Below are 18321 nucleotides of genomic sequence, written 5' to 3'. Positions count from 1 at the left end.
AACAATCAGCTCGACGACCAGACCCAACAGCGCGCATGACTGATCCGAAAGACGGCGAGAGCTTCTTCCGCAAGGTCGCGCGCTTCGTGGCCAACCCCACGACCGACTGGGCCGAGCTGAATTCCCGCCAGGACGATCCCGAGGCCGATGCGGCCAAGGCCGAGCTGCGCGCGATGGTGGAGCGCAAGCGCCGCAACGACTTCGTGCGCAAGCGCGAGCTCGACATGCTGCGCCGCATCCGCCGCGAAGGCCTGACACCCGAGCAACTGGCGGCCCTCGGAGGCTCCTCGTCCCGCATCGACGACATGGAGCGCGGCGCCAGCGGCGGTGCGCGCAACAGCGGCATCGACTCCAAGCTGGAGCAGGGCCTCAAGGCCAAGATCGATCAGATCGAACAGCAGATGGCTGGCGAGAACTTCGCCAACACGCAGGTCCAGCAGCCCGCCCATCCGCCCGGTTTCTTCGAGACCAGCACCCGCCCCATTCACTTTGCCTCCACGACGACCGAGCCGCCGGCCGGCCGCGTCAGCGAGTTCTCCTCGCCCGAGGAGGTCGAGCGCCTGGAAGCGCCGCCGGCACCGGCCGTAGCGACCATGGGTGCCGGCATGTCGCCCCCTTCCAGCGGTGCGCCGAGTCGGCTGCCCGAGCTGCATTTCGAGGTCGAGCCCGCGCTCAGCTTCAAGCTGGCCGAGCAGCGTCCGGCGCCGCCGCCACCCGCCGTCGCGCCGCCGCCCGGGCCCGAGCTGCCGATGCCACCGCCGGTCTCGGCACCCGCCGAGCCGACCGAGCTGGTGCATGACGCCGAACTCGACAACGCCGTCATCGCCTTCGCCAACGCCGACTACGACAGCTGTGAGCGCGACCTGGTCGAGCTGACCCGAGCGGGCGGCCCGCGCAACCTGCACGCCGAGACCTGGCTGGTGCTGTTCGACCTGTACCGCGCCACCGGCCAGGCCGCCAAGTTCGAGCCGCTGGCGCTGGAGTACGCGCAGCAGTTCGGCCTCTCAGCGCCGCAGTATTTCTCCATGCCCAAGCTGGTGTCAGAAGCCGCCCGCAGCGAGAAGGTGCCCAATGCCAAGGCCGGTGGCGTCAGCTGGACCGCGCCCGAGCAACTCAACCTGGAAGCCGTCATCAAGCTGGAGCAGCGCTGCCAGCTGATGCCCCTGCCCTGGGTGCTGGACTTCGGCCCGCTGAAGAGCCTGGACGTCGATGCCGCCGGCCGCCTGCGCCAGTTGCTGCGCAGCTGGGCCCTGCAGCCGCTGGACATCCGTTGGCTGTCGGGCGACCAGTTCCTGCAGCTGCTGAAGGACCTGGCGCCGGTCTCGGTGCGCACCACCGACACGGCCTTCTGGATGCTGCGCCTGGAGGCGCTGCGCCTGGTCAACCGCCCCGATCATTTCGACGAGGCCGCCATCGACTACTGCGTGACCTACGAGGTCTCGCCGCCGTCCTGGGAGCCGACCAAGTGCCGGGTGCGCGTCAGCGGCCAGTCACTGTCCACGGCCGGCATGCCCCCGACCACGGTGCATGGCAGCGAGCAGACGACCAGTTTCCTGGAATCACAGATCACCGAGATGGCCCAGCTGCCTGCCAACGTGCAGCTCGAACTCTCGGGCCAGATGACCGGCGACATCGGCGAGCAGCTCAAGACCATGGCCGGCCAGCTCGGCGCGGCCACGACCATCATCATCCACTGCCCGCTGCTGATACGCCTGGACTTCATGGCGGCCGGCGATCTCCTGAACTGGGTGCTGACCCGCCGCAGCGAGAACCGCGCGGTGATCTTCACCGAGGCCCACCGCCTGGTGGCCCTGTTCTTCGGCGCGATGGGCATCAACGAGCATGCAAGAGTGAAGGTCCGCCAGGCCTGACTCAGGCCCGGCCGCCCGATGCTTGATTCGAGTCAACGCGCAGCGCGGCGCGCGCCGCTAGTCTTGGCCGCATGCCGCACCGCATCTCCACCCGCAGCTGGGGCTTGGCCAAACCACCCCAGATGAATGCCGCAGCCAGCCGCGCCGAGGCCCGCTGGCGTTGGCCGGTGCTGATCGCGCTGATGTGCACCGTGCCGGCCTTCTACATCGAGCTGCTGGACAACCTGCCGACCCCGCTGGCCATTGGCATCTACCTGAGTGCGGCCTTGCTGGTCATGACCTCGCTGTGGCGCGTGGCCAGACAGTTGCCGCAGCCGCTCGACTACCTGCGCGCCAATGCGCTGGACCTGGTGCTCATGGCCGGCCTGCTCGCCGCCGCCAGCCTGCCCCCCAGCGCCGCCTCCCACGGGGCCCTGGCCGCGCGCCTGATCGTGTCCATGTTGACGCTGGCGCGCATGGTCTGGGCCATCAAGTCGTGGGTGACGCGAGGGGGGCTGACCTACCTGCTGTTGATTGCCCTGGTGGTGTTCGTCCTGTGCGGCGTCGGCTTCTGGGCGCTGGAGCCCGGCGTCCAGGGCCTGGGCGAGGGTCTGTGGCTCGCCTTCACCACCGCCGCCACGGTGGGTTACGGCGACCTCGTGCCGACCACGCCGGCCGCGCGCATCTTCGCCGTCTTCGTGGTGCTGCTCGGCTATGCCGTGCTGTCCCTGGTCACCGCCGCCATCGCCGCCATGTGGGTCGAGACCTCGGAACACCGCATGGAGCAGGACATCCTGCGCGACATGCACGCGCAGCTGCGCGAATTGCGCGAGGACATCCAGCTGCTGCGCGAGCAACTGGCAGAGCAAGGGCGCGAACGGGGCTGATCAGAGCGCCAGCCGCTGCGCCTGCAGCGCCAGGATGCCGTCAAAGATCAAGGATTCATGGAGCTCATGCTCGAGCTCCACGGCCGGCGCCACCTTCCAGCCTGCACCGCCGGTCATCACCGTCAGCGGCGACTGGCCACACCGCCGCTGCAGATGGCGGTGCATGCGCTCGATGGCACCCACGATGGCATAGGTACCGCCGCTGGTCAGGGCGTCCGAGGTGTTGGTCGGGAACTCGCGCACCTCACCGGTGGGCACGCGCAGGCCGGCCGTGCCGCCTTCCAGGGCCCGCAGCATGATGCCGTGGCCCGGCAGGATCAGACCGCCAAGAAAATTGCCGTCGGCATCCAGCGCGTCCACGGTCACGGCCGTGCCCACCATCACCACCAGGCAGGCCCGGGGCTGGCCGCGCCGCACAACCAGCGAGCGCGCGCCTATCAGCGCCACGAAGCGGTCCGTGCCCAGGCGGCTGGGATGGTCATAGCCGTTCGTGACGCCGCCCGCATGCGGCCCGGAGACCACCCAGCGCGGCTCGATGTCCCACTGCTCCAGCTGTTCCAGCTGCTCCTCAACGCGGCGGCGCACGGCGTCGCCGGCGACGTTGCAGCCCAGCATGCTGTGCGGCTGAACAAGGGTGGCCCACTCGGTCTCGGCCAGCCGGTCGATGTTCTCCAGAAACACCGCCCCATGCTGCAGCAGCGCTGCGCCGGGTTGGGGCGACGCATAGAGCGCCCACTTGAGCCGCGTATTGCCGATGTCGATGGCCAGGAAACTCATGTGACGTTTGACCGTTGCAGTGGCGGCAAGCGTAACAGCCTCGACTTTGAACAAACCGGTGGGCCTGGCACCAGGGTATAAGCATCACTGTCTTGGTGCATGGGAGAGCCCGATGAACTTTTCAGTGCGAAGCAAACTCTGGATGCCGGTGGCCGGCCTGGCACTGGCGGTGCTGCTGATGACCGTGGCCTCAGCCCTGCGAACCAAGGGCCTGGCCGAGGAAGCCCGTTTGAGCCAGACGCGCCAGCAACAGAAGTTCGAACTGGCCCTGCGCTGGCGCGGCCAGACCGAGACCAATGCCACGCGCGCCGTGGCCGGCATCATCAGCAGCGATGGCGCGGTCACGGCCACCTTCAAGCCCGAGATCGAGGCCACCACGGCCGCCATCTCCGAGATCCAGAAGAAGCTGGAGGAGCTCGCCACCGAGCCCGAGGAAAAGGCCGCCATGGCCAAGATTGCCGACACGCGCAAGGCCTACATCGCCGTGCGCGGCGACGTCAGCAAGCTCAAGGCCGGTGGCGACGCGGCCGGGGCCGCCGCCCTGCTGCAGGACAAGCTGATGCCCGCGCTGAAGCGCTACCTCGATGCCCAGCAGGATTTCGTCAAGCTGCAGCAGCAACGCTCCGACGGCCTGCGCGATGCCGCCACGGCCGAGCGCATGCGCACCGTCTGGCTGGTCGCGGCCGTGATGGCCTCGCTGGTGGCCATGATGGGCGTGGCCACGCATTTCCTGGCCGGCTCGGTGCTGCAGCCCTTGCACGAGGTGACCGGCCAGGCCCAGCGCATCGGCGAAGGCGACCTCAGCCAGGACATCCGCGCCGACCGCAGCGACGAGATCGGCGCGCTGCAGCGAGCCCTCGCCACCATGCAGGACTCGCTGAACCGCATGGTGGGCGCGGTGCGCCTGAGTGCCGACAGCATCCAGACCGCCAGCGCCGAGATCGCCTCCGGCAACCTGGACCTGAGCCAGCGCACCGAGCAGACGGCCTCCAACCTGCAGCAGACCGCCAACTCGATGAGCGGCCTCACCACCACGGTGCGCCAGAGCGCCGATGCGGCCTCCACCGCCAACCAGCTGGCCGGCAGCGCCGCCCAGGTGGCGCAGCGCGGAGGCACGGTGGTGGGCCAGGTGGTCTCGACCATGGACGAGATCAACAGCAGCTCCAAGAAGATCGCCGACATCATCGGCGTGATCGACTCCATCGCCTTCCAGACCAACATCCTCGCGCTGAACGCGGCCGTCGAAGCGGCGCGGGCCGGTGAACAGGGCCGCGGCTTCGCGGTCGTGGCCTCCGAGGTGCGCTCGCTGGCGCAGCGCTCGGCCGGCGCGGCCAAGGAGATCAAGTCGCTGATCGACACCAGCGTGGACAAGGTCGAGGCCGGCAGCCGCCTGGTGCAGGACGCCGGTACGACGATGAACGAGATCGTGGCCAGCGTGCAGCGCGTGACCGACATCATTGCCGAGATCAGCGCCTCCACCATCGAGCAGAGCGCGGGCATTGGCACGGTCAACGATGCCGTGACCGAGCTGGACCAGATGACGCAGCAGAACGCTGCCCTGGTAGAAGAGAGCGCGGCGGCGGCCGAGAGCCTGAAGGATCAGGCGGTCAAGCTCTCCGACGTGGTCAGCAACTTCCGGCTGCGCTGAAGCACTTCAGCGCGCTGACAGGTCCGGATACGGCCAGCCAAGCCCGCGCTGCCGGGCTTCAATGGCATCCGAAGGCGAGGAGGTCTCGCCGCTGACGGGTGACTCAATGGACAAGCTGGCTGTATGGGGCATTGCCTCGGATTTCGTGAACCTGATACGCCAGGACGGCGCCGACGCCCATGGCCAGCCCGCCTTGCGCACCCGGGCCGAGGGCCAGGGCAACCCCTGCCGGCATTGCCTGCAGCTGATCGCCGAGGGCGAGGAGATGCGGGTGCTGGCCTATCGCCCCTTCGACACCGTTCAGCCCTATGCCGAGGTGAGCCCGATCTTCCTGCACCAGCAGGACTGCCCGCACTACGCGAGCGACCGCCTGCCCGCCTGGTTCGCCTTCCTGCAACCGGCCCTGGTGCGCGGCTATGACCGCAGCGACTGGATACGCTACGAGACCGGCAAGGTGGTGGCCGGCACCGAGCTGGAGGCCGAATGCGAGCGCATCCTGGACGACCCCGATGTGGCCTACGTCCACATCCGCTCCAAGTTCAACTGCTTCCAGTGCCGCGTCGAGCGGGCTTGACCGCTCAGGCGCCAGCAACCTGCAGCAGTCCGGTCTCTCCGACCAGCGTCTGCCAGGGCACCGCTTCATTGACGACGGCACCGATCACCAGGATGGCCGGGCTGGCGATGCCCTCAGATCGCAGCGTGGCGGGCAAGGTCGCCAGCGTGCAGATCACCTGGCGCTGCTGCGCCGTGTGGGCCGCTGCAATCGCGGCGGCCGGCATGTCCGCCGGCATCCCGCCGGCGCGCAGCGAGGCCACGAGCTCCTCGGCGCGGGCCAGCCCCATGTAGATCACCAGAGTCAGGCCGCTGCGGGCCAGGGCCGCCCAGTCGGGTGCATCCTCGCCGTCCTGACGGTGGCCGGTGACGAAGGCCACGCCGGGTGCATGGCGGCGGTCAGTCACCGGGATGCCGATGCTGGCCGGCGCGGCGATGCCGGCGGTCAGGCCCGACACCACCTCGACCTCGATGCCGGCCTCGCGCAGCGCCGTGACCTCTTCGCCACCCCGTCCGAAAACAAAGGGGTCGCCCCCTTTCAACCTCACGACCCGTGCGCCGCTGCGCGCCTCGCGGATCATCAGCTCGTGGATGAAGCGCTGCTCCGTCGACACGCAGCCGCCGCGCTTGCCGACGCGCAGCACGCGGGCATCTGACCGAAGCAAAGCCAGCACGCGGGCATCGACCAGGTCGTCGGTCAGGACCACGTCGGCGTCCCGCAGGCGCTTGAGCGCGCGCACGGTCAACAGTTCCGGATCGCCTGGGCCGGCACCAACAAGGCTAACGGTCGTCATGTCATCACCTCTTCAGGAACTTCGGCAACCAGGCGGCGCAGCGCTGGCAGGCAGGAGCCGCATTGCGTGCCGCATTTCAATTGGCCTTGCAGCTGCGCCAGGCGTTCGTCCGGCGCGCCACTGGTAGCCGCGAGGCAGGCACGGATGCCGTCCTCGCGCACGTTGAAGCAGTTGCAGACCTGCGGGCTGGCGACCTGCAGGCCCTGCGGCATCTGCGCCTCGGGCGCGAGCAGCCAGCGGCCATGCGGCGCCGCGGCCTGCGCCTCGCGCCAGAGCTCGGTGAGCCAGGCGCCCTCCTCACCCTCGCCCACACGCAGCAGCGCCTGCAACCGCGCCTCGGCGCCCTCGCCCGCCAGGCGCAGCGCGCGGTGGCGGCCGCGCCGCGTGTCGGCATAGCGCAGCACGCCCACGCCTTCGAGCTTGAGCACAGCGGCCAGGCGCTGCAGCAGCGCCGGTTCGGGCGACTGCGCCAGCGCCGCATCCAGGCACCAGCCCTCGCCATCGCCAAAGGCCTCGGCTTGCGGCGGCACCGGCAGGCACTGCGCATAGCCGAACTCGGGCATCAGCGCGCGCAACTGCTCGCGCAGCGCGGCGCTCTCAGCAGCAGGCACCCAGGCCGCAGCACTGATGCGCCAGGGCAGTTGCGCGCGCTGCACATTCATCGCCGCGAACTTCAGCTCGGGCTGGCGGGCATCGGGGCAGAAGGCATCCTGCGTCAGCGCATTGACGCCTTCGCCCCCGATGAACTCTGCGCCCCAGTGCATGGGGATGTAGGCCTGGCCGGAGGCGACCGCCTCGTCGGCCTGCAGCGGCAGCACCAGGGTGCCGCGCCGCGTCTTCAGCTGTCCCAGCTCACCGTCGCGCAGGCCGCGCCGCGCCAGGTCTTGCGGATTCAGGCGCACGGCCGGCTTGGCATCGAAGGCCATCAAACGCGGCACGGCGCCGCTGCGGCTCATGCCATGCCACTGGTCGCGCATGCGGCCGGTGGTCAGCGCAAACGGGTAGGCCGCGTCGATCTTGTCGACGGCACCGGCAGCCGGCTTGGCGATGAAGCGGGCACGGCCATTGGGCGTGGCGAAGCTGCCGTCTTCGTAGAGCCGCGCGCGGCCTGCGCTCGCGCCTTCAGGGAACGGCCATTGCCGAGGCGATTGCTCCAGCAGCGCGTAGCTGAGGCCGGTGATGTCCAGGTCGCGGCCGCGCGTGGCTTCACGGTGCTCCAGCCACAGGGCTTCCGGGCTGTCCACGACGAACAGGGAAGGCTGGGTCGGACGCAATTGCAGCTCCAGCTGCTGCGCCACATCGCGCACGATCTGCCAGTCAGGGCGTGCCTCGCCGGGCGCTGCAATCGCGGCACGCACGCGTGAAATGCGGCGCTCGCTGTTGGTCACCGTGCCTTCCTTCTCGCCCCAGGTGGCGGCCGGCAGCACGAAGTCGGCATAGCCCGCCGTGGCCGTGCCCGTGAAGGCCTCCTGCAGGATGACCAGTTCGCAGCGCTCCAACGCGGCGCGCACCAGGGCCTGGTTGGGCAGCGATTGCGCGGGGTTGGTGCAGGCTATCCACAGCGCCTTCAGCTCGCCGCGCGCGGCAGCCTCGAACATCTCGATGGCGGTCTTGCCCGGCGCGGCCGGCAGCGCCTCCACACCCCAGAGCCGCGCAATCTCGGCGCGGTGCTCGGCGTTTGCCGGATCGCGGTGGCCCGGCAAGAGCGTGGCCATGCCACCGGTCTCGCGGCCGCCCATGGCATTGGGTTGGCCGGTCAAGGAGAACGGGCCAGCTCCCGGCCGGCCGATCTGCCCGGTCGCCAGATGCAGATTGATCAGCGCCGTGTTCTTGGCCGTGCCGCTGGTGCTCTGGTTCAGGCCCATGCAGTAGAGCGAGAGCGTGGCGCCCGAGGTGGCGAACCAGCGCGCGGCCTGCAGCAGGTCGGCCTCCGTGATGCCGCACAGGCGCGCGGCCTTGGCCGGCGGCATGTCGCGCACCAGGGCCTTCAAGGTATCGAAGCCTTCCGTGTGCTCGGCGATGAAGGCGGCGTCCAGCCAGCCTTCCCAGATCATGGCGTGCAGCAGGCCGTGGCACAGCGCCACATCGCTGCCGGGCTGGATCTGCAGGTGCAGGTCGGCGAACTCGGCCGTCTCGGTGCGACGCGGATCGACGACGATGATCTTCATCTCCGGCCGCGCCGCACGCGCCGCTTCGAGCCGGCGGAAAAGAATCGGATGAGCCCAGGCGGGGTTGGCGCCGGTGATGAAGAGACAGTCGGCGTGGTCCAGGTCTTCGTAGCAGGCCGGCGGCGCGTCCGAGCCCAGGCTCTGCTTGTAGCCCACCACGGCCGAGCTCATGCACAGCCGCGAGTTGCTGTCGATGTTGTTGGTGCCGACCAGGGCACGCGCCAGCTTGTTGAAGGCGTGATAGTCCTCGCTCAGCAACTGGCCGGAGATGTAGAAGCCGATAGCGTCCGGGCCGTGCAGCGCGCGGATGCTCAAGAGCTTCTCGGCGATCTGCGCATTGGCCTGGTCCCAGCTGACCGCCTGCAGATCGCCGCCACGCGCCAGCCGCTGCAAGGGCCGCAGGAGCCGCTTGGTCTGCAAGACGATGGGCGTGGCGGTGAGATGCAGGGCCCCGCCCTTGCTGCAGAGCCGGCCGAAGTTGGCCGGGTGCTCGGGGTCGCCGCGCACGCCGGTGATGGCGCCCGCCTCGCTCTCGATGATCACCCCACAGCCAACGCCGCAGTAGGGGCAGGTGGAGCGTGTCTCTTGCATGGGTTCAGCAGTGCGCGCGGGTGCAGGGGCCAGCCTTGACCGGCTCCAGGTCGATCGCCACCGTGTCCAGCTCCTGCTGGCTCAGCAAGACCTGACCCTGCTCAACCTTGACCGTGAACTTGGGCGTGCTGCCTTCGTCAGGCTCGCGGGCGCAGCCGGTATCGAGGCCGATGGTCCAGTTGTGCAGGGGGCAGGCCACGGCCTTGCCAAAGACGATGCCCTGGCTCAAGGGTCCGGCCTTGTGCGGGCAGCGGTCCAGCAGCGCATAGACCTGGTCGTCGGCCGTGCGGAACAGGGCCACCTGCGGACCCTTGGCGCGCTGCACGCGGCGCGAGCCGAGCACGGGGATGTCGGACACGGCACAGATCGATTTCCATTCGCTCATTGCTTGCTTCCTCAGACGGGCTGGAACTGACGCAGGTCGACCTTGGCCTTGTCGAAATCGAACCAGGGGTCGGGCTCGCCATCGAGCGCGAACTGCAGCTCGGCCCAGAGCTTTTTGCGGCCGTCGTGGTCATCGAGGATCTTGGCCTTCACATGGTCCAGACCCACGCGCGAGACGTAGTGCACCGTGCGCTCCAGGTACCAGCCCTCCTTGCGGTAGAGCTGCATGAAGGCGCCGGTGTACTCCAGCACCTCTTCGGCGGTCTTCAGCTTGGCGAAGAAATGCGCCACCTCGGTCTTGATGCCGCCGTTGCCGGCCACGTACATCTCCCAGCCCGAGTCCACGCCGATGATGCCCACGTCCTTGATGCCGGCCTCCGCGCAGTTGCGCGGGCAGCCCGAGACCGCGAACTTGACCTTGTGCGGCGCGTACATGCGCCACATGGCCCGCTCCAGGTCTTTGCCCATCTGCGTCGAATCCTGGGTGCCCATGCGGCACCACTCGGATCCCACGCAGGTCTTGACCGTGCGCAGCGCCTTCGCATACGCATGGCCCGAGGGCATGCCGATGTCCTTCCAGACACTGACCAGGTCCTCCTTCTTCACGCCCAGCAGGTCGATGCGCTGGCCGCCGGTGACCTTGACCGTCGGGATCTTGTACTTATCGACCGCGTCCGCAATCCTGCGCAGCTCCGAGCTCGTGGTCTCCCCGCCCCACATCCGCGGTATCACCGAGTACGTGCCATCTTTCTGGATATTGGCGTGCGCGCGCTCGTTGATGAAACGGGATTGCGGATCGTCCTCGGCCTCCTTGGGCCAGGATGAAATCAGGTAGTAGTTCAGCGCCGGCCGGCAGGTCGCGCAGCCATTGGCGCTCTTCCAGCCGAGCTTGACGTAGAGCGAATCCAGGCTGGTGATGTGCTCCTTGAAGATCGCGTCGCGCACGTCCTGGTGGCTCATGTCGGTGCAGGCGCAGATCGCCTTCTTCTTGGGCGTGGCCGAGTAGTCGCCGCCGGCCGTGAACATCAGCAGCTGCTCCACGAGGCCGGTGCAGGAACCGCAAGAGGCGCTGGCCTTGGTGTGCTTGCGCACCTCCTCCAAGGTGAACAGGCCCTTCTCCTTGATCGCCTTGCAGATCGTGCCCTTGTTGACGCCGTTGCAGCCGCAGACTTCGTCCGAGTCGGCCATGGCGGCCGCCTTGTTGTGGCCCTGGTGGCCGACGTCGCCGATGTTGGACTCGCCGAACATCAGCTTGTCGCGGATGTCCGCGATCTTGCGGCCCTCGCGCAAGAGCTTGAAGTACCAGCTGCCGTCCACCGTGTCGCCATAGAGGCAGGCGCCCACGAGCTTGTCGTCCTTGATCACCAGCTTCTTGTAGACACCGGCGAAGGGGTCGCTCATCAGGATTTCTTCGCTTCCCTCACCGCCCATGAAGTCGCCGGCGCTGAACAGGTCGATGCCGGTGACCTTGAGCTTGGTGCTGGTCTGCGAGCCCTGATAGCGGCCGATGCCGAACTCGGCCAGGTGCGTGGCGCAGACCTTGCCCTGCTCGAACAGCGGTGCCACCAGGCCATAGGCGATGCCGCGATGGGCTGCGCATTCGCCGACCGAGTAGATGCGCGGGTCGGTCACGGTCTGCATGGTGTCGCTGACGACGATGCCGCGGTTGCAATGCAGGCCGGCGCTTTCGGCCAATGCCGTGTTCGGGCGGATGCCGGCGGCCATCACCACCAGGTCGGCCGGGATCTCCTTGCCGTCCTTGAACTGCACGGCCATCACTCTTCCATCCTTGCCGCCGATCAGCGCCTGCGTCTGCGCGCCCAGCATGAAGCGCAGGCCGCGCGACTCCAGCGACTTGCGCAGCAGGTCGCCCGCCTGGTCGTCGAGCTGGCGCTCCATCAGCCAGTCGCCCAGATGCACCACGGTCACCTGCATGCCGCGCAGCATCAGACCGTTGGCCGCTTCCAGGCCCAAGAGGCCGCCGCCGATGACGACCGCATGCTGGTACTTCGTGGCCGCGTCGATCATCTCGTTGGTATCGGCGATGTCGCGGTAGGCGATCACGCCGTCCAGCTCCTTGCCGGGCACCGGCAGGATGAAAGGCGTGGAGCCGGTGGCGATCAGGAGGCGGTCGTACTCGGCCTCGGTGCCGTCTTCCGCGATGACCTTGCGGCGCACGCGATCGATCTGCGCGACCTTCTTGCCCAGGTGCAGGGTGATGCCGTGGTCCGCGTACCAAGCGAGCGGGTTGAGCACGATCTCGTCCAGCGTCTGCTCGCCGGCCAGCACCGGCGACAGCAGGATGCGGTTGTAGTTCGGATGCGGCTCGGCGCCGAACACGGTGATGTCGTAGAGATCGGGCGCGATCTTCAAGAGCTCTTCCAGCGTGCGCACGCCGGCCATGCCGTTGCCCACCATCACCAGTTTCATCTTCTTCATGCTGCAGCCTCCACATGGGCATGGCGGGTGTAGAGGAAGTCGATCACCGCCTTGCGGGCATGCACATAGACCGGGTCTTCGGCCAGCGCCACGCGGTCACGCGGACGCGGCAAGTCCACCGAGAGGATCTCGCCGATGGTGGCGGCGGGCCCGTTGGTCATCATCACGATGCGGTCCGACAGCAGCACGGCCTCGTCCACGTCGTGCGTCACCATCACCACCGTGCTCTGCGTTCTCGCCACGATCTTCAGAAGCTCGTCCTGCAGCTTGGCGCGGGTCAGCGCGTCAAGCGCGCCGAAGGGCTCGTCCATCAGCAAGACCTTAGGCTCCATGGCCAGCGCGCGGGCGATGCCGATGCGCTGCTTCATGCCGCCCGAAATTTCCTGCGGCTTCTTGGCGGCCGCATGTCCCATGCCGACCAGCACCAGCGCATCAGTCGTGCGCTGTTTGAGCTGGGCTTTTGTCTCCTCGGCACCGAAAACGCGCTCGACCGCCAGGTACACGTTCTCGAAGCACGTGAGCCAGGGCAGGAGCGAATGGTTCTGGAACACGACCGCCCGCTCAGGGCCGGGCGCGGCGATCTCGCGGCCATCACAGATCAGGCCGCCACGGGTGGGCGACAGCAGCCCGGCGATCAAGTTCAGCAGCGTGGACTTGCCGCAGCCCGAATGGCCGATCAGCGTGATGAACTCGCCGCGCTGCACTTCGAGGTTGATCTCGCGCAGCGCATGGAACTGGCCCTTGCGGGTCGAGAACACCATCTCAGCGTCCTGCACCAGGACAAAAGCTTTGCTGTTGCTCATGGGGTCAGTCCTCGCTGAAGGAGAAGCGCTTGGCCACGAGCATCAGCAGTTGCTCCAAGGCCAGGCCCACGATGCCGATCACGAAGATCGCGATGATGATGTGCTGGACGTTCAGGTTGTTCCACTCGTCCCAGACCCAGAAGCCGATGCCCACGCCGCCGGTCAGCATCTCGGCCGCCACGATCACCAGCCAGGCGGTGCCGACGGACAGACGCACGCCGGTCAAGAGATAGGGCAGCACGGCCGGGAACAGGATGCGCGTGATCACCTTCCACTCGCTCAGGTTCAGCACGCGGGCGACGTTCAGATAGTCCTGCGGCACGCGCTGCACACCCACGGCGGTGTTCACGACCATCGGCCAGATCGAGCAGATGAAGATGGTCCAGATCGCGGCCGGGTTGGCGCTCTTGAAGACCAGCAGGCCGATGGGCAGCCAGGCCAGCGGCGACACCGGTTTCAGGAGGCTGATCAGCGGAGAGACCATGCGGTTCGCGAACTCGAAGCGGCCGATGATGAAGCCCAGCGGAATGCCCACCAGCGCCGCGAGGCCGAAGCCCATGGCCACGCGCTGCAAGGAGAACAGGATGTTCCAGCCTATACCCTGGTCGTTCGGGCCCTTGCTGTAGAAGGGGTCGGCAAAGAGCTTGACGGCGGCATCGAAGGTTTGAGCGGGCGTGGGAAAGCTGCCGCCCTTTTGCGTCAGCAGCCCCCACACGCCGACCAGCAAGGCCATGCCGAGGATGGGTGGCAGGACGCGCATCCAGAAGGCGCGCCAGTCGAGCGCTGCGCGCGGCTTGGGCTGCGGCTTGGCCGCGACAGCCACCGGCTCGCGAGGCTTGGCCGCCACCGCGGCTGGCTCTTCAGTGATCACTTCGCGCGGGGAATGAAAGACGGCGGAGACCATGGCACGCTCCTCAGGCTTTCACTTTGAAGGAGTCGGCGTACTTGGCCGGATCCTTGCCGTCCCAGGTCACGCCGTCGATCAGCTTGCTTGTGCGCATGGGCGCCGAAGGAATATTGACCTTCAGCTGCGAAGCGGCCTGCTTGTAGAGCTCGATCTGGTTGATCTGCTTGGCCACGCCCAGGTAGTCGGGATGTTCCTTGATCAGGCCCCAGCGCTTGTGCTGGGTGAGGAACCACATGCCGTCCGACAGATAGGGGAAGTTCACCGCCCCGTCGTTGAAGAACTTCATGTGGTTGGGGTCGTCCCAGGTCTTGCCGAGGCCATTCTGGTAACGGCCGAGGATGCGCTGGTTGATCGCGTCGACACCGGTGTTGACGTAGGACTTGTCGGCGATGGTGTCGGCCATCTTCAGCTTGTTCTGCAGGCCCGCATCGATCCAGCGGCTGGCCTCGAGCACGGCCATGATCACGGCGCGCGCGGTGTTCGGGTACTTCTTGGCGAATTCGCCGGTCGTGCCGAGCACTTTCTCGGGATGGTCCTTCCACACGTCCTGCGTGGTCACGGCGGTGATGCCGATGCCGTCGACGATCGCGCGGTGGTTCCAGGGCTCGCCAACGCAGAAGCCGTCCATATTGCCGACGCGCATATTGGCCACCATCTGCGGCGGCGGCACGGTGATGACCTTGGCATCCTTCATCGGATTCACGCCCGCGCTGGCCAGCCAGTAGTACAGCCACATCGCATGCGTGCCGGTCGGGAAGGTCTGCGCGAAGGTGTACTCGCGCTTCTCGGTGGCCATCAGCTTGGCAAGCGAGGCGCCATCCACCGCGCCCTTGTCGGCCAGCTTCTTCGAGAGCGTGATGGCCTGGCCGTTGTTGTTCAGGGTCATCAGCACGGCCATGTCCTTCTTGGGGCCACTGACGCCGAGGTGCACGCCGTAGATCAGGCCGTAGAGCACATGGGCCATGTCCAGCTCGCCATTCACCAGCTTGTCGCGCACGCCGGCCCAGGAGGCCTCCTTGGTCGGGATGATCTTGATGCCGTACTTCTTGTCGAAGCCCAGCACCGAGGCCATCACGATGGAGGCGCAGTCGGTCAAGGGGATGAAGCCGATGCGCACTTCCTCCTTCTCGGGCTTGTCGGAGCCGGCGGCCCAGGCCATGGGGCTCAGGGCGCTCACGGCGGCACCGGCAGCGCCGGCCAGCAATGTGCGGCGTTCTTCGCTCATCAGACCCTCCTTGTTGTGCATGGGCATTGCGTTCGTGCGGTTCATCGAGATCTCCAAGCAGAAAAGGACAAAGGCGTCGCGACCCAGAGAGCACTCGCGTGTCTCCATCGGTCGGACGCCTTTGTCCTTGTTCGATTCCAGAAAAGCCCACGCCGTTGCGGGCCCGTCGGCTTCAGTTCAGCAGAAAGCGTGCCAGCGATTTCGGAGGGTTTTGGCGGCTGCGATGCACTGTTTGCCGGCAGTGTTGCGCCAGATTGGTGCGACGCAACATCAACCAGGGCGCAAGAGGGAGTGCGCGTCGATAACCCGGTCCGCCACGGCGGCCAGGGGCTCGCCTCGGTCCATCGCGAGCCTGCGCAGGCGCTTGTAGGCCGCGTCTTCGTCCAGGCCCAGCTCGCTCATCAGGATGCCCTTGGCCCTCTCCACGCTCTTGCGACCGGCCAGCTGAGCCTGGGCGCGGCCCAGCTCCTGGCGCAGCGCCAGGTCCTGCTCAAAGCGGGCGATTGCCACCTGCAGCACCGGCGCCAGGCGCTCGGCCCGCAGGCCGTCCACCACATAGGCGCTCACGCCGGCCTTGAGGGCCCGGCGCATGGTCTCGCCGCTGCCGTCCTCCGAGAACATCACGACCGGCCGCGGCAGCGTCTCCGAGACCGTGGCCAGCATCTCCACCGTGTCGCGCGTCGGCGATTCGCTGTCCACGATCACCACATCGGGCTTGAGCCGCTGCACGCAGTCGTGGATCAGGGTGGCCAGCTCCACCACGCCCAACACCTCGCAGCCCAGGCGCGTCAACTCATCGCGTATTAGGGCGATGCGGTGCGCGCCGTCGTCGATCAGGAGGACGCGAAGGCTGGGAGGCGGGAAGTCAGGGGAATCGGGCATCTTGGCCAGATCGGCGCAAGAAGCATGCCCGGCGGCGCGATCTTCAAGGCGTGACGATGCCTATCAGCTCGATCTCAAAGTTCAGCGGCGTGTTCGGCGGAATCTTGCCGCCGCCGGCACCGCGCTCGCCATAGGCCAAGGCGGCCGGGCAGTTGAGCTTGGCCTTGCCGCCCACCTTCATCAGCTGCACGCCTTCGTACCAGCACTTGATCACGCGGTTCAAGGGCAGGACGGAAGGCTCGCCCCGCTCCACCGAGCTATCGAACACGCGGCCGTCCAGGAAGGTGCCGTGGTAGTGCACGCGGACCTTGTCGGTGGGCTTGGGCGTTGGGCCCTTGCCGGCCACGAGCTCGGTGTAGACCAGGCCGGAGGGCGTGGTGACGGGGCTGGCCGCCTGTGCGGTACCAACGAGAGCGAGGCCAGCAAGAAGGCTGGCAGCGAGGATCTGGCGCATGAGCGGTCTGCGAAATGGAAAACGCCGCATCATCGCACCGCGCTGAAACGGCAGGGCCCGCCGAAGCGGGCCCTGCACTGAGCTTCAAGCCCCCGTCACTTGAGCAGCAGGTGCGGCAGCCACAGCGAGATCTGCGGCACATAGGTGACCGCGCCCAGGAAGATCAGCATCGTGAGCAGCCAGGGCCAGACGGCCACGGTCAGCTCGGAGATGCCCATCTTGGTGATGCCCGAGGCCACGTAGAGGTTCAGGCCCACCGGCGGGTGGCACATGCCCACTTCCATGTTCACGACGATCAGGATGCCGAAGTGCACCGGGTCGATGCCGAGCTTCATCGCCACCGGGAACAGGATGGGCGCGAGGATCAGCACGATGGAGCTGGGTTCCATCACATTGCCGGCCAGCAGCAGCAGGATGTTGCAGACCAGCAGGAAGGCGATGGGGCCGAAGCCCTGGCCGATCATCCAGTCGGCCATGGCCTGCGGGATGTTCTCGCTGGTCATCAGGAAGCTGAACAGCACGGCGTTCGTGATGATGTAGAGCAGCATCGCGCTCATGCTGGCCGAATCCAGCAGCACCTTCGGGAGGCGCTTCAAGGACATGTCCTTGTAGACGAAGGTGGCGATCACGAAGGCATAGACCGCCGACATGGCTGCCGCTTCCGTCGGCGTGAAGATGCCGGTGTAGATGCCGCCCATCACGATGACGATCAGCAGCAGGCCCCAGACGCTCTCGCGGAAGGCCTTCCAGCGCTCGGCCCAGCTGGCCTTCTGCATGCGCGGGTAGTTGTTCTTGCGCGCGATGAACCAGGTGGTGAACCCGAGGCAGATCGCGAGCAGCAGGCCCGGCACCACGCCGGCGATGAACAGCGAGCCCACCGAGGTGTTGGTCGAGACCGAGTACATCACCATCACGATGGACGGCGGGATCAGGATGCCCAGCGAGCCCGAGGTGGTCAGGATGCCGGCGCCGAAACGGTTGGGGAAGCCCTGCTTGACCATGGCCGGCAGGATCACCGAGCCGATGGCCACGACCGTGGCTGGCGAGGAGCCCGACACCGCCGCGAACAGCGCGCAGGCCATCACACCGGCAAGGCCGAGGCCGCCGCTCCAGTGGCCGATCATGCTGGTGGCGAAGCGGATCATCCGCCGCGCCACGCCGCCATGGGTCAGGAAGTTGCCGGCCAGGATGAAGAACGGGATCGCCATGATCTCGAACTTCTCGATGCCGGTGAACAGCTTCAAGGCGACCGACTGGATCGGCACCTCGGTCATGGTGAAGAGGAAGGTGAGCACCGTGAGGCCCAGCGAGATGCTGATCGGCATGCCGGTCAGCATCAGCAGGATCAGCAGCACGAAGATGATGGCAGCGTTCATGCTTGTGCTCCTCAGGCCTTGGCCGGCGCGGCTTGGTCGTCGTCGTCCAGGCCCTCGACATGGCCGTGGTCATGGTGGGGCAGCTCGCCCGTCTGGAAGAAGCTCCAGGCCACCTGCAGGAAGCGGAAGCTCATCAGCGAGGAGCCTAGCGGCACGCAGAGGTAGACGATCCACATCGGCACTTCCAGGTCCACCGAGGTCTGCTCGGTCTCGGACATGTGCCAGACGAAGTTGGCCCCCATCACCGCCACCGTGCCGGTGAACAGCGCGCCCGCAAGCAGGCCCACGAGCACGAGCGCCTTGTGCGCCCGGCCCTTGAGCTTGCGCAGAATCACGTCCACGCCGACGTGGATGCCGGTGCGCACGCCATAGGCCGCGCCGAACTTGGCCATCCAGACGAACATGAAGATGCACAGCTCCTGCGCCCAGCTCATGTTGATTTGGATGGTGTAGTCCTGGATGTAGGGCACGCCGGACAGGTAGCGGTGCACCACGGCGGCGAAGATCACCAGCGTGGCACCGCCGATCAGGAAGGCGATCAGCCATTCCTCGAGGTGGTTGAGGAAGCGGTTGAACATGGCAGA

At 67.2% G+C, this 18321-nt stretch carries 16 protein-coding genes; 4 read left to right on the top strand and 12 right to left on the bottom strand.

Features of this window, described 5'->3' with window-relative positions:
* Positions 1–35 precede the first annotated feature (35 nt).
* Positions 36–1871, top strand: a complete 1836-nt coding sequence (locus J7U46_RS18090) for a hypothetical protein (RefSeq protein WP_282828346.1) — start codon at positions 36–38, stop codon at positions 1869–1871.
* 71 nt (positions 1872–1942) lie between these two features.
* Positions 1943–2737, top strand: coding sequence for a potassium channel family protein (locus tag J7U46_RS18085; protein WP_282828344.1), 795 nt, complete (start codon positions 1943–1945; stop codon positions 2735–2737).
* Here the strand turns inward: J7U46_RS18085 and J7U46_RS18080 are convergent, their stop codons facing one another.
* Positions 2738–3514, bottom strand: coding sequence for a type III pantothenate kinase (locus J7U46_RS18080; protein WP_282828342.1), 777 nt, complete (start codon positions 3512–3514; stop codon positions 2738–2740). It abuts the gene before it with no gap.
* 112 nt (positions 3515–3626) lie between these two features.
* Between J7U46_RS18080 and J7U46_RS18075 the strand changes: the two genes are divergently transcribed.
* Positions 3627–5162 (top strand): methyl-accepting chemotaxis protein, encoded by a 1536-nt coding sequence (locus tag J7U46_RS18075; protein WP_282828340.1) that lies wholly within the window; start codon positions 3627–3629, stop codon positions 5160–5162.
* Positions 5163–5223: 61 nt separating this feature from the next.
* The gene (locus J7U46_RS18070) at positions 5224–5736 is read left to right on the top strand and encodes a DUF1203 domain-containing protein (RefSeq protein WP_282828338.1); all 513 of its coding nucleotides are present in this window, start codon (positions 5224–5226) and stop codon (positions 5734–5736) included.
* Positions 5737–5740: 4 nt separating this feature from the next.
* Here J7U46_RS18070 and cobA read toward each other — a convergent pair whose 3' ends face one another.
* From cobA to J7U46_RS18015, 11 genes are all read right to left on the bottom strand, one after another.
* Positions 5741–6508, bottom strand: coding sequence for a uroporphyrinogen-III C-methyltransferase (cobA, locus tag J7U46_RS18065; protein WP_282828337.1), 768 nt, complete (start codon positions 6506–6508; stop codon positions 5741–5743).
* Complete coding sequence (locus J7U46_RS18060) at positions 6505–9267, bottom strand: nitrate reductase (protein ID WP_282828336.1); 2763 nt, start codon at positions 9265–9267, stop codon at positions 6505–6507. The genes cobA and J7U46_RS18060 overlap by 4 nt, the downstream gene beginning before the upstream one ends.
* 4 nt (positions 9268–9271) lie before the next feature.
* Positions 9272–9652, bottom strand: coding sequence for a nitrite reductase small subunit NirD (gene nirD / locus J7U46_RS18055; protein ID WP_282828335.1), 381 nt, complete (start codon positions 9650–9652; stop codon positions 9272–9274).
* An 11-nt stretch (positions 9653–9663) separates the two neighbouring features.
* Positions 9664–12090, bottom strand: coding sequence for a nitrite reductase large subunit NirB (nirB, locus tag J7U46_RS18050; protein ID WP_282828334.1), 2427 nt, complete (start codon positions 12088–12090; stop codon positions 9664–9666).
* The gene (locus J7U46_RS18045; RefSeq protein ID WP_282828333.1) at positions 12087–12893 is read right to left on the bottom strand and encodes an ABC transporter ATP-binding protein; all 807 of its coding nucleotides are present in this window, start codon (positions 12891–12893) and stop codon (positions 12087–12089) included. Before J7U46_RS18045 ends, nirB begins: the two co-directional genes overlap by 4 nt.
* Positions 12894–12897: 4 nt before the next feature.
* On the bottom strand, positions 12898–13797 hold the full coding sequence (gene ntrB, locus J7U46_RS18040; RefSeq protein WP_282828332.1) for a nitrate ABC transporter permease: 900 nt from the start codon (positions 13795–13797) through the stop codon (positions 12898–12900).
* A 10-nt stretch (positions 13798–13807) separates the two neighbouring features.
* A complete protein-coding gene (locus J7U46_RS18035; RefSeq protein WP_282828331.1) occupies positions 13808–15070 on the bottom strand; it encodes a CmpA/NrtA family ABC transporter substrate-binding protein in 1263 nt (420 codons plus the stop codon).
* Between the two features lie 225 nt (positions 15071–15295).
* A complete protein-coding gene (locus tag J7U46_RS18030) occupies positions 15296–15907 on the bottom strand; it encodes an ANTAR domain-containing protein (protein WP_282828330.1) in 612 nt (203 codons plus the stop codon).
* Positions 15908–15950: 43 nt separating this feature from the next.
* Positions 15951–16361 (bottom strand): FKBP-type peptidyl-prolyl cis-trans isomerase, encoded by a 411-nt coding sequence (locus J7U46_RS18025; RefSeq protein ID WP_282828329.1) that lies wholly within the window; start codon positions 16359–16361, stop codon positions 15951–15953.
* A gap of 95 nt (positions 16362–16456) precedes the next feature.
* Positions 16457–17737, bottom strand: a complete 1281-nt coding sequence (locus J7U46_RS18020; RefSeq protein WP_282828328.1) for a TRAP transporter large permease subunit — start codon at positions 17735–17737, stop codon at positions 16457–16459.
* Between the two features lie 11 nt (positions 17738–17748).
* Positions 17749–18315, bottom strand: a complete 567-nt coding sequence (locus tag J7U46_RS18015; protein ID WP_282828327.1) for a TRAP transporter small permease — start codon at positions 18313–18315, stop codon at positions 17749–17751.
* Between the last annotated feature and the right edge of the window lie 6 nt (positions 18316–18321).

The sequence above is a fragment of the Pelomonas sp. V22 genome (assembly GCF_030014915.1).
In the GTDB taxonomy this organism is placed as follows: domain Bacteria; phylum Pseudomonadota; class Gammaproteobacteria; order Burkholderiales; family Burkholderiaceae_C; genus JAUASW01.
The sequence above is the reverse complement of the archived record's forward strand: the minus strand, read 5'-3'. Positions and strand labels throughout refer to the sequence as shown.